Below are 12,735 nucleotides of genomic sequence, written 5' to 3'. Positions count from 1 at the left end.
TCAATCAACACCAAAATATTAAAATATGATGACACGTAAAATTTTTTTTCCGGTATTGCTGATGCTGGCGATGCTGGTACCATCTTTAATTCATCTGTCTGCACACGGATATGTTCTGAGTCCTGCCTCAAGAGGATATCAGGGAAGTCTGGACAAGGCTTCACTAGGCTATTCTGCCGCATTTAGTATCTATGGATCTGTTATTAATGAACCTGGATCTCTTGAAGCCCCAAAAGGGTTTCCTGCGGCGGGTCCTGCAGATGGAAAGATTGCCTCTGCTAATGGAAGCATCGGTGGAGACACTACACTGGATATCCAGACTGCCGACCGTTGGAAGAAAACCAATATCACCACGGGTGTGAATGCCTTTATCTGGAAATACTCGGCGTACCATGCGACAGCAAAATGGCATTATTATATGACAAAGCAGGGCTGGAATCCCAATCAGCCTCTTTCCCGTCAGGATCTTGAGCTTATTGGAACTGTTGCACATAATGGGACACCTCCGCAGGATAATGTTTCTCATCAAATTACCGTTCCTGCAAACCGTAGCGGCTATCATATTATTTTAGCGGTCTGGGATGTAGCAGATACTACCAATGCATTTTATAATGTAATTGATGTTAACGTAACCTCCGGAACAGGAGTTTCTGCACCTGCCACCCCAACAGGCTTAGCACTGGTAGGAATAACAAGCACTTCTGCCAAAATAAGCTGGAATGCACAGTCTGACGCGGTATCCTATAACGTTTTCCGCAACGGACAAAACATTCAGCAGGTAACTACGGCTACATTCCAGGATACTGGTTTAACAGCCAATACGACATATACCTATGAAATTCAGGCGAAGGGATCTTCAGGGCTTACTTCAGCGAAAAGTGCGCCACTCAATGTAAAGACAAACAGTGAGGGCACTCCTGAAAAGCCAACAGCACCCTCCAACCTGCATTCAATGGCAGTTACTGAAAACTCTGTTTCATTAATGTGGACAGCTTCCACCCATTCGCAGGGAATCAAGAATTACCAGGTATTTGAGAATGGAATCAAAGTAGGAGAGACTGTGCAAAAAAGCTTTTTACGAACCGGATTGGCACAGGACACAGAATATACTTATACGGTAAAATCTGTTGCAATGAACGATCAGCTTTCTGATGTAAGTAATGAATTAAAAGTCAGAACAAAAAAAATTACATCAGGAAATGGCCAGGCTTACTGTGGAGCAGAGCAGTATAACGCTGCCAATGCTTATCCTGCAGCCGGAACGAAAGTTTTTTACTCCTGTAAAATCTGGAAAAACAAATGGTACGCAAATCCGGGAGAAATGCCGGGAACCAATATGGTATGGGAGGAAATAAGTACATGTACTGAAGGGACAGGCTGCGCATCAGGCGGTGCGGTTACTTATTGTGGCGCACAGGAATATAATCCTGCAAAAACATATTCAGCAGCAGGAACAAAGGTTTTCCACACCTGCAAAATCTGGGAGAACAAATGGTACGCAAATCCGGGGGAAACACCAGGAAATAATGCTGTCTGGAAAATTGTAAGCGACTGCAATGAAGGACAGAACTGTCAGACATCAGCTCTTGCCAATACAGAAAATGATCTTTCAGTAATTGTATCCGAACATATGATCAATTTTGCACCGGAAACGTATTATGCTCAAATAAGCAGGGTAGATGTCATTACCCCTCACGGACTTCAGATCATGACTTTTATAAATCCCGATAAAAACAGTATGAACATCAGCCGTCTTCAATCCGGAATCTATTTTGTGAAAATCCTTTATAAGGACGGAAAAAATATTACTAAAACCATCAGAAAATAACAAAAACGATCTGAAATATCAAAAAAGCCGTCCATATTTTGTGGATGGTTTTTTTTTGCAGAATTATAAAAATATTTAACAGCCCTTAACAGGACTATTGCATTATTCTTGTTTTTAAGTATTTATCACTTAAAATTATATGATTATGCCTGATAAAAAATTAGCAGGAATCTGGATTGATACAGAGAAAGCCATTGTAGCCAGGAATCACGATGCACAAAATGTTTCTGAATTTATCCTTTGCAAACCGGTGAAAGCGGAGATACAGCACGGGAACTCCAGTGAGAATGCAGGAAATAATGCTGAAATTACCAACAGAAACAAGTTTTTTAAAGAAATTGAAAAGTTACTGACCAATTCTCAGGAAGTGTATATTACAGGACCGGGTGTAACACAAGAGGAACTTAAGCACTTCCTTCATGATACGGCTCAGTTCAGAGATTTGAAAATTACATTGGGAACCTCACAGAAAATGGCAGATGAAAAGGTACTTGAAACAGTAAAAGAATATTTTAATAGTTAAATTGTAGATAATGCAGTGAAAATCCGGGCATCTTCGATGCCCGGATTTTTAATAAGTTAATTTTACTCTTTTTTCTTTGATCTCCATTTCCTCCAAATAAAAATAATAACAGGAATAAGCAAAAAGAAAGGCCACAGAGAAATGATTCCAAGCATAAAGCTTACAAAACTGTTCCAGCCTTCCGTTACCGAATCTACAAAACGGCTCCCAAAACCTATTTTTGAAGTGGCGGAACTTCTCACTTTTTCTTTGTATAAATTCAAATTCAGAGTACTGTAATTTACCCGGTCATCAATAAAACGAAGTCTGCCTTCGGCTACATCAATTTCATCTTCCAGTTCACGGATATTTTCCTGAATTTCCAGCATATCTTTTGTGGTAGCAGCACTTCTAAGCATATCACGGTATTTTTCCAGATATATCTTTTTATTGGCCAGCTTTATCGCTACATCGGTATATTCCTCTGTGACATCATTGGATGAAATATTTTTAGATAAAACAGTTCCTACGCCATCTGAAAAAGAATTGATCAGAGCATCAAAATTTTTATGAGGTACACGGATAATCAGACTAAGGTTATCATCCATATCCGTATTTTGAAATTCTTCTTTCTGGATATAAGCACTGTTTTTCCTGATAATTTCATTGACCTGTTTCTGTGCTTTTTGTATATCGCCCACCTGAATCTTCATATCACCGTTTTTGATAATTTTTTTGGATACCGTATCTGTTTTCTTAGGGGTATAAACGTCTTTGTTGGTTCCATTTTCATCAGATACCAGCTTTTCGGAAACAGAAATTGGTGAATATGAAGCTGCGGAAGAAGGCGCTTTATCCTCGGTTATAACTTCCATCATGTCGGCTTTCGCTTCGTGTTTTTCGCCGCCTGATTTGCTGCAGTTGATCAGAATAAGACCTGATAACAGGAAAATAATTTTTTTCATGGGTTAATTAGTTTTTTATGGGTATGATCAAAAAGTGTGCTCAAAAATGATTATAAGGTAAGATTGATTAAAATTTAAAAATAATTCGCTGTAAAACCAATCTGAAAATTGCTGAGACTGGTAAATAATTTCTATTTTTAATTCATGAAAAAAAGTCTTTTAGCATTAGCGTTTTCTCCATTTCTGATGTATGCCCAGGAAGCTCCGAAACTTACAGACGAAATGGCAATGAAATTATCCGACAAGCCTCTTCACTGTATCAACCAGGAATATCCTAATAAAACTGCCCATATCATCAATAATGCAGGCGAAGTTCCTTTGACTCCAAAAGATCTTCACCCTAGTTTTTATGGATGTTTCGACTGGCATAGCTCTGTTCACGGTCATTGGATGCTGACCAGACTTTTGAAAACGAAACCCAATCTCTCCAATGCCAAAGAGATTGAAAAAATTCTGGATGAATCATTTCAAAAAGAAAAACTTCAGACAGAAGCAGATTACTTTACAAAATATCAGCTGACAGGAACTTTTGAAAGAACCTATGGCTGGGCGTGGATCTTAAAACTAGATGAAGAACTCACAACCTGGGATCATCCGAAAGCTAAAATATGGCACCAAAATCTGAAACCGCTGACAGATCAGATCCTGAAATCATGGAAAACTTATCTTCCAAAGCAAACATATCCTAACAGAACCGGAGTTCATCCTAACACGGCATTTGCCATGTCTTTTGCCATCGATTGGGCCAGAGCCAATAAAGATAAGGAGTTTGAAAGCCAGTTGACGGAAAAGGCAAAATACTTTTTCTTGAAAGAACAGAAAACACCTGCTTATCTGGAACCGGACGGATCCGATTTCTTTTCGCCAAGTCTTGAAATTGCAGACCTGATGCGAAGAGTGCTTCCTCAAAAAGAATTTGTACAGTGGCTGAATGCTTTCTACGAAAAGAGAAGTCTTGAAAATGTTGAAAAAATTCCTGTAGTAAGTGATCTGAGCGATTACCAAACCGTTCATCTTGTAGGGCTATCTTTTTCTAAAGCATGGTGTATGAAAGGAATCTCAAATGCACTTCCCGCTAATCATCCCCTGAAAAAAGATTTTAAGAAAACAGCTGATGTATTTCTCAATAATGGATTACCATTACTTTTTCAGGGAAATTATGGCGGGGATCACTGGCTGGCCAGTTTTGCGGTATATGCGCTGGAAGATTAATATCTGATTCCTGTCTTTTTAAGAACAAAGCCTAAAAGCCATATGGGTCCTATCAGAAGAAACTGGAGATCTTTAAGGAAAGTAGGCTTTTTTCCTTCAATTTTATGCCCAATAAACTGAAAAATCCATGTGATGATAAACACAGAAAGGTAAACCATCCATGATTGTCTTCCGAAACTGATATTGGCCAGATAGATGAAATGTTCCATCATGAGCATGACCACGATCATGATAACAGCGATCAATAAAGACAGCCTTATATAGAAAAGGGTGATCAGAATAATCACAATAAGGCTTACGATACTGGCACATCCGAAATAGGAAGCGCAGAAATGAGGGGAAGGAATCAGGGAGGCGAACCCCAGAATCGTCCAGAAAATTAAGGGTACACAAATCCAGTGAATGAACTTGTTGGTCGGGTTTCTATGGCTTTTACTGTATTCTGCAAATAATAGATCAACCTTTCTCATACTAAAGGGAAATTGGATTCCTGCTAAAATAATAAAATTTTGTAATCACTGGTAAGATTGCTTACATTTGTCTTATGTCTGCCCTGGAAAAATTTGGCGTCGATATTTTTACGGAACGGAATATTTTCGAGCGAATAGCTGTAGGTAAACCGTTTCGTCCCGAAAATCCTGCATTTATATTTATTAAATCAGGAACTATAAAACTTCGCCAGCACTTCAGTGATCTGGAGGTTTCTGCCAACATGTTTATGGTAACCGATCCCCAAACTATTTATGAAGTGGTAGGAGTAACGGCTGACTTTCAGTCGAGGATGGTTTCTTATAAAAGAGAATTTATTTCTGCCTTATCATTAAAATTTAATCGTCTGATTACTTACCGATATTTCAGACAGCAGATGAATAAAGGAGTTCCTTTTCCTGAAGACGAAATGGAAGTCGTTTGGAAAAGCGTCAATTTCCTGAAATATATCCTGGATTCTGATACCGAAATGCTTTATAAGAAGGAAATGGTAGAGCACCTTTTTTCTGTTTTCTGCTATCAGATGGCAGGAATTATTTCCAAGGAGGATAACAGCTCTATGAACCAGATGTCCAGACAGGAAGAAATTGTATTTGTCTTTCTTACCGATCTTGCAGAGCATCATCTTACTGAAAGAACCGTTGAATTCTATGCCGAACGGCAGTCAATTACAACCAGACATCTTTCTTCTGTAGTAAAGACCATTACGGGAAAATCTGCAAGTCAGATCATTGCTTTAATTGTTATTAATGAAGCGAAAGTGCTCTTAAACTCTTCCAATAAACCGGTTTCGGAGATTTCCTCAATTCTCGGATTCAGCGATCAATACTCATTTTCTCATTTTTTTAAGAAGCATCTTGAGGTAAGCCCTAGACAGTACAGACATCAGTTCGAAAATTAAAATCTTACATTTGAACATCTTTTTCCAAAAATCAAACATTTGATTGATTTTGTTGCTGACCTAACTTTGCATCTGTAAAACAAGGTAAAATGACAAAGAAAATAAAAACAGCACTATCAGTATTGATAGCAGCTTTTCCTGCGCTGTTTTTTTCACAACAGATCAAACAGATGACCGCAGGTGAGGTGACGGAACTCGCTGTTCAGAATCACCAGCAGCTCAAAGTCTCCGCACAGAATATTGATATTGCAAAGCAGAACACCAATGTGGTTAAGCTTCAGAAACTTCCTACCATTACAGCTTCTACAAGCCAGTTCTATTTAGGAGATGCAGTAGCCATTGATAAAGATTTTTCAAATTCTACAAACGTTCCGATGCCACATTACGGAAGTTCGTATGCGGTACAGGCAACACAGCTGATCTTCAAAGGAGGATTGGTGAATAAATCTATTGAAATGGCTGGGCTTCGCGAACAGCTTTCGGAACTGGATTTAGAGAAAAATAAACAGGATGTGAAATTTTTAGTGATTTCCAATTATCTGGATGTCTATAAAATCATCAATCAGGAAGAAGTATTTCAGAATAACAAAAAACTGGCTCTGGAACGTCTGAAAAATATCCAGAAGTTCTATCAGCAGGGAATGGTAACGCGAAACGAAGTGATTCGTGGAGAATTGGCCATCAAAAACCTGGATCAGGGGATTCTTACCCTTACCAACAATAAAAAAATCCTTAATTATAATCTGAATATTGCTTTAGGTTTAGCTTCTGACACAGAGATCGTGCCTACAGAAAGTCTGGAGACTAAAGAAGCAGGAATAGGTATGGATTACTACACAGATCTTGCACACGAAAGCAATCCTTTGCTGAAATCTGCTCAAAAAAACATTGCGGTAGCAGATAAGAATATTGAAATCATCAAAACAGACAATTCACCTACGCTGGCCGGATTTGGCGGATATACGCTGCAAAGACCGATCACGACGAGAAATCCTGTTTTGGATATGTACTCAGGGGGCTGGCAGACTGGGGTTTCTCTGAGTTACAACATTGATACTCTCTATAAAACAAAAGAAAAAGTAAAATTAGGAGAACTGCAAAAGAATCAGGCAAATGATGCCATGACTCTGGTGCAGCAGAATGTAGATATGGCAGTGAATGCTGCCTATACCAAATATCAGGAAGCGATTCAGCAGGCAGATATTCTGAATGATTCCAAAAGACTGGCGGAAGAAAACTACAAGATTACGGAAGCCAAATATCTGAATCAGCTGGCCGTGCAGGCGGAAATGATTGATGCACAGAACCAGAAACTGCAGGCAGAGCTTGATTACGCCAATGCTGAAATCAATGTTTTATATCAGTATTACAACCTTTTGAAATCTACAGGAACACTTTAATTTAAAACTGAAAATCAACACAATGGAAAACAAGGGACAAACTACTCAAAATACAACACCTACTCCGGCAACATCTGCTGCAGAGCATAAGAAAAAGAAAAATAAAACCAATAAAATCAGAGCCATTATATCCAATATCATCGTTTTTCTGGTGATCGGTTTCGGATTATTCTGGTTAATACGAGAATACTTTCATATCGGAAGTAAAACCTATACGGAAGCAGCACAGGTAGAAGAATTTATCAATCCTATCAATACCAGAGTTTCTGCCTATATCAAAGAAATTAAATTTATTGAACATCAGCGTGTAAAAAAAGGCGATACTTTGGTCATTCTTGACGACCGTGAAATCCTTACGCAACTGGGACAGGCTGAAGCCGCCTATCAGAATGCTATGGCTCAAAAAACAGCGACCAGCTCTTCTGTAAACACAGTTTCCAACAATATCAATGTGATGCAGTCCAATATTGCAGGAGCAAAAGCAAGATTGTGGAATGCCGAACAGAATTTAAACCGATATAAAAATCTTTTGGCAGCCGAAGCCGTTACGAGACAACAATATGATCAGGTGAAGACAGAATATGATGCTCAGAAGGCTGCTTATGAAACCTTAGTCAATCAAAAGCAATCTGCAAACCTTTCTACAACTGAAGTAAAAAGCAGATTGGGAATCAATGATGCTGAAATTAAAAGAACAAAATCTGCTTTGGATATGGCGAGGATCAATCTTTCGTATACTGTGATTACAGCGCCTTATGATGGAGTAATGGGAAGAAGAACTATTTCTGAAGGCCAGCTCATCCAACCAGGACAGCAGGTTGCGACAATCGTTCTGAACGGCCAGAAGTGGGTAACTGCCAATTTCCTGGAAAGCCAGATGCCGAATATCAAAGTAGGAGAAAAAATTTCTATGACAGCGGATGCTTTAGGAGGGAAACAATTCGAAGGAATTGTGACTGCTGTTTCAGCGGCTACCGGATCAAGATACTCAAGCGTGCCTACAGACAATTCTACCGGAAACTTTATCAAAGTACAACAGAGAATCCCTGTAAGAATTGAGTTTACAGCTTCTAACAAAAAAGAAGATCTGGATAAGCTGAGCGCCGGAATGAATATGAATGTGAATATTAATAAAGACTAAAAGATGAAAGATATCAGATGCCGGGTATTATGCGTATGGAAAGCTAACGCTGAATGTTGAAAGTCTGCCATCTGATATCTGAAATCTATTCCCTAAAAAATCATGTACAACAAAGGATTATATAGCGATTGGGTACCGAAACCCGTACAGCTGCTGCTGATTGTATTACTGCTTGCTGTGGTAATGCCCATCGGCGGGGTGTATACAGGAAATATCAGTTCTCTGGTAAGCGGTACCGGCGCCATGACAGAATATTTTATGTGGGCCAATTACGCCACTACCATTGGGATGGGAGCTTGCATGCCTGTTGTTCTGAGAATCAAAATGAGATTCAAAGTAAGGGACAAGATGGTGTTGCTTCTGGTGCTTTTAGGGTTGCTGAGCTACGTGAACGGGACTACTTTACAGCCAATGATTTTTATTTTTACTTCTTTAATGATTGGCTTTATGAAAATGATGGTTACCATAGAACTGTTTCTGCCATTAATGGTTATGATCGGAAATCGTGGAGTATTTTACGGAGCTTTCTATACCTTCGTTCTTGTAATGAACCAGGTGGCAACCTATTATGCTGCTGAGTTTGCCCTTCTTTACAACTGGCAGCAGTTCTACCTGCTTACAGCTGTTTTATGCTTTATTTTAGCATTGATACACTGGATTTTTATGCATGACAAATATTTTGCATTAAAAGTACCGCTGCACTATATTGACTGGCTGAGTATTTTGCTTTTCATTTCAACATTCATGTTTTCGGCTTATGTGTATTCATTTGGAAGACAGCAGGACTGGTTCAACTCCAGGAATATCATCTATGGAAGTATTGCAGCTTTTGTCAGTTTTGCACTACTTTCTATCCGTCAGTTGACTTTAAAACGCCCCTACCTTTCGTTTAAAATTTTCACAAAAAATAATGTGCAGCACGGTTTGTTCATGCTTTTCTGGCTGGGAATGTTTCTGGGAACAGCTTCTATTCAGAATACGTTTGCGGTAGGAGTTTTGGGATATGATCAATTGACCAATACCAGGCTGAGTCTACTGATGATTCCCGGAATTATCTTAGCCGGAGCTCTTGCTATTTTCTGGTTCAAAAAAGAAAAGCCATTGAAAATGTATATTTTTTCCGGTTTTGCCGCTATGGTTGGATATGCTATTATTATGTATTTTTCCATGGTGCTGGAGTTCAGTTATGACAACTGGTATCTGCCTATGTTTTTAAAAGGCTACGGAATGTGTTCATTGTTTATCTCCGTATGGTTTTATACACTGGATAAGCTTGAAATGGATGAAATGCTGGCGGCCATCGGGCTTGTATTGGTTTGGAGAACCTTCCTCGCCGTAGGAATTTTTTCAACTTTATATTCCTGGTTTCAATACCGTTTTCAGGTTACGGCAATAGGAGATCTTGCTGTTTATATGGATGGAATGACGGTGACTCCTCAGAATGTAGCAGCCAATATGAAAGCCATTCAGCTTAATGCCATTATCATCGCCACCAAGAAGATATTCGGATATATTATTCTGGTGGGATTGGGAGTGCTGATTTATGTTGCGACTCATCATTTCGGAGCAAAACGATTCCAGTATTTCAGATTTGTAAGAGTTCTTGGCGGTAAATCGGTCATTGCGAGAAGAAGACTTCGCGAAAGAAAAAAATTATTAGAAGAAATAAAAGATGCTGCAGGTCCTGCAGTATAAAAAGAAACCTTGTTTTTACCAGTAAAATCCTGGTCCTTAGTTGGGCTGGGATTTTACGTTTTAAGAAGATATCAAATTTTAAACTTTTTTGAAATATTAAGATTATAGTAAGGTGTTTAGAGTATTAAGATGAGCTTCGCCTTAAGCTTAAAAATCAGAATGATTTATCTTAAGTATACTTTATTCCTTAAATCCATTCTTAATGGTGTATATATATCCGGATTTAGAAAACTTTTCTGTAAAAGAGGTTTACTATCATAAAATAAGGGAAAATTTCATGTTTGGTTATTTTTATTCTTTCTAAATAAGAATTATCTTTGTAGAATTATAAAACGTTGAGTAGAAAGAATGAAAAAGCAGTATGCATTCATAGGTCTTTTAGTTTCGGGACTAATGCTTTCCCAGACCGTAAAAGATTCTATTGCCTCCAAAGGTATTGAAGATGTGGTAATCGTAGCCTCCAGAAAACCTACAAAAATCTCTGAAGTTCCGGGAACGGTCTGGGTAGTACAGAAAGAAAAGATTCAGGAACAGGCCAAAAGCGGAGTTCCGATCAAAGAAATGTTATCAATTCTGATACCTTCCATGGATATTGGTCCGCAGGGAAGAACCAATTATGGTCAGAATATGAGAGGACGTTCTGCCCTGGTGATGATAGACGGCGTTTCTCTGAACAGTATCCGTGCGATCAGCCGTCAGCTGGATGCTATTGATCCTTTTAATATCGAAAGAATTGAAGTGCTTTCAGGAGCAAGTTCAATTTATGGAGGTAACGCTACCGGTGGTATTATCAATATCATTACAAAAACACCTTCCAAAAAAGGAATCAGCGGTGAAACTGAACTGGGTGTACGTACAGGATTTATGGGAAAAGATGACCATGACTTCCGTGCTGCTCAGTCTATTGCGGCTAAAGGAGATAAGTTCTTTGGAAGATTGGGATTAGCCTATCAGCAGAATGGAGGTGTGTACGGGGCAGATCAGAAACAGCTTTTTACTGATATTACCCAGACTGACCTTCAGTATAATCAGTCTATTGACATTTTGGCTACGGGAGGATATCAGTTTAACAATAAACATAAAATAACAGCCTCTGTTCAGTATTACAACTCTAAATTTAATGGAGACAGAAGCTTATTTCTAGGTGAAAATTTAAGTGCATTTACTACAAAAAATGCTTCATTGCTGGAAATGAGAGATGGTTTCTCATCCGATAAAAATGTAGGAACGGAACGTTATATGGCAACCGTAGCGTATAACGGAAACGGAATTTTAGGCGGCCAGGATTTATATGTGCAATTGGCTACCCGAGGTGAAAAGTTAGGATTCTATCCATTCCCGGGAAATGTTACCTTACAGACGGGAAAAATACCTTATATGTCTTCTTCTCAGCAAGATACTTATTATTCCGGGATTAAAGCTTTGTTGTCAAAATCATGGAGAGGCTTAAATGTTACTTACGGAGCAGATTTCGATTTTGAAAAATTTGAAGGAACACAGTCTGTTTATGATATGGCCAAAACAATGTCCAGTGGAGGTTTAATCAATGAAACAAAATACAGCCTTGGCAGATATCCAACCAATCATTCACAGAGTTATGCAGGATATGTTCAGGCAAAATACAATATTCTTCCCAAATTACAACTGAATGCCGGAATCCGTTATCAGCATATTAACGTAAAAATGGATGATTTTGTAGGTTCTGAACAGCAGACCCAAATTGCAATGGGCTATGGAAGTTCAGCATCTGCAATTCCGGGAGGTGAAAGTTCTTATAATGTGACTTTAGCTAATGCAGGTTTATTATATAAATTCAATGAGCAGCATCAGGTTTGGGGAACATTTTCCCAGGGAGCAAGCTTAGCAGATCCTGCCAAATTTTATGGAATAGGACAGTACAAATTGGTAGGAACAAACTGGGATGTAGTATCCAGTATCAATGTGAAAGAACAACCGCTTCAGGCTATCAAAACCAATCAGTTTGAAGTAGGATACCGTGTGAACAGAGGAGGTCTAAGAGCGCAGATTGCCGGATTTTTGAGTAATTCAGACAAAACCGTTGCTGTAGATAAAAAGACGTTCCAGATTCTTGTGAATGATTTGAAATTAAGAAACATGGGAATTGAAGCTGAGGTTTCCTATTCTTTAAGCAATGGAGTGTATTTCGGTGCCAGCGGACTTTTGATCAAATCTGAGGTAGACAAGGAAGGAGAATGGCAGAAGCAGGAAATTTACAATGCTTCCCCTTCCAAATTTGTGACGTATATCGGGTATAATATTAAGAACTGGTCATTCAGATTCCAGTCGTTACAGAATTTCACGCAGAAAGACGAGCTTAATAATGTAGTGGAAGGCTATAATACATCAGATCTGATGATGGGATACCGTTTCAACTGGGGAAAATTCAACTTAGGAATTCAGAACCTGTTTAATACCGATTACCAGACGATCTGGAGCAAACGTTCTCAGGTTTTATATGCTACTTACGGACTTCCGGAATTGTTTAATTATAAAGGAAGAGGAAGAACATTCAACCTTTCCTACACTTTTGAATTTTAAAAAAATGATCGGGATTTAAAATACCCTGATCTGAAAACATATT

10 protein-coding genes are annotated in these 12,735 nt (G+C 38.7%); 8 read left to right on the top strand and 2 right to left on the bottom strand.

Features of this window, described 5'->3' with window-relative positions; translation table 11 throughout:
• The first annotated feature begins 25 nt into the window (after positions 1-25).
• Entirely contained in the window at positions 26-1,828 is a 1,803-nt protein-coding gene (locus JNG87_RS10460; protein WP_202843992.1) for a lytic polysaccharide monooxygenase, read from the top strand.
• Between the two features lie 145 nt (positions 1,829-1,973).
• Positions 1,974-2,351: a hypothetical protein gene (locus tag JNG87_RS10455; protein ID WP_202843989.1), complete on the top strand. Its 378-nt coding sequence runs from the start codon at positions 1,974-1,976 to the stop codon at positions 2,349-2,351.
• 62 nt (positions 2,352-2,413) lie between these two features.
• Here JNG87_RS10455 and JNG87_RS10450 read toward each other — a convergent pair whose 3' ends face one another.
• Positions 2,414-3,295, bottom strand: coding sequence for a DUF4349 domain-containing protein (locus tag JNG87_RS10450; protein WP_202843987.1), 882 nt, complete (start codon positions 3,293-3,295; stop codon positions 2,414-2,416).
• 144 nt (positions 3,296-3,439) lie between these two features.
• On the opposite strand from JNG87_RS10450, the gene JNG87_RS10445 reads away from it, so the two are divergent.
• The gene (locus JNG87_RS10445) at positions 3,440-4,507 is read left to right on the top strand and encodes a DUF2891 domain-containing protein (RefSeq protein WP_202843985.1); all 1,068 of its coding nucleotides are present in this window, start codon (positions 3,440-3,442) and stop codon (positions 4,505-4,507) included.
• Here JNG87_RS10445 and JNG87_RS10440 read toward each other — a convergent pair.
• On the bottom strand, positions 4,504-4,977 hold the full coding sequence (locus JNG87_RS10440; RefSeq protein WP_137904198.1) for a DUF962 domain-containing protein: 474 nt from the start codon (positions 4,975-4,977) through the stop codon (positions 4,504-4,506). The genes JNG87_RS10445 and JNG87_RS10440 overlap by 4 nt on opposite strands.
• A 74-nt stretch (positions 4,978-5,051) precedes the next feature.
• On the opposite strand from JNG87_RS10440, the gene JNG87_RS10435 reads away from it, so the two are divergent.
• From JNG87_RS10435 to JNG87_RS10415, 5 genes are all read left to right on the top strand, one after another.
• Positions 5,052-5,897 (top strand): helix-turn-helix domain-containing protein, encoded by an 846-nt coding sequence (locus JNG87_RS10435; protein ID WP_110009370.1) that lies wholly within the window; start codon positions 5,052-5,054, stop codon positions 5,895-5,897.
• Between the two features lie 89 nt (positions 5,898-5,986).
• Positions 5,987-7,297: a TolC family protein gene (locus tag JNG87_RS10430; RefSeq protein WP_202843983.1), complete on the top strand. Its 1,311-nt coding sequence runs from the start codon at positions 5,987-5,989 to the stop codon at positions 7,295-7,297.
• Between the two features lie 22 nt (positions 7,298-7,319).
• Positions 7,320-8,438 (top strand): HlyD family secretion protein, encoded by a 1,119-nt coding sequence (locus tag JNG87_RS10425; RefSeq protein ID WP_137904200.1) that lies wholly within the window; start codon positions 7,320-7,322, stop codon positions 8,436-8,438.
• A gap of 102 nt (positions 8,439-8,540) precedes the next feature.
• Positions 8,541-10,133: an MFS transporter gene (locus JNG87_RS10420; protein WP_137904201.1), complete on the top strand. Its 1,593-nt coding sequence runs from the start codon at positions 8,541-8,543 to the stop codon at positions 10,131-10,133.
• Between the two features lie 348 nt (positions 10,134-10,481).
• Positions 10,482-12,692, top strand: a complete 2,211-nt coding sequence (locus JNG87_RS10415; RefSeq protein WP_202843981.1) for a TonB-dependent receptor — start codon at positions 10,482-10,484, stop codon at positions 12,690-12,692.
• Positions 12,693-12,735 lie beyond the last annotated feature (43 nt).

The sequence above is a fragment of the Chryseobacterium cucumeris genome, from assembly GCF_016775705.1.
GTDB classification, from domain to species: Bacteria; Bacteroidota; Bacteroidia; order Flavobacteriales; family Weeksellaceae; genus Chryseobacterium; species Chryseobacterium cupriresistens.
Note: the sequence above shows the minus strand (reverse complement) of the source record. Positions and strands in the feature narration are given on the sequence as shown.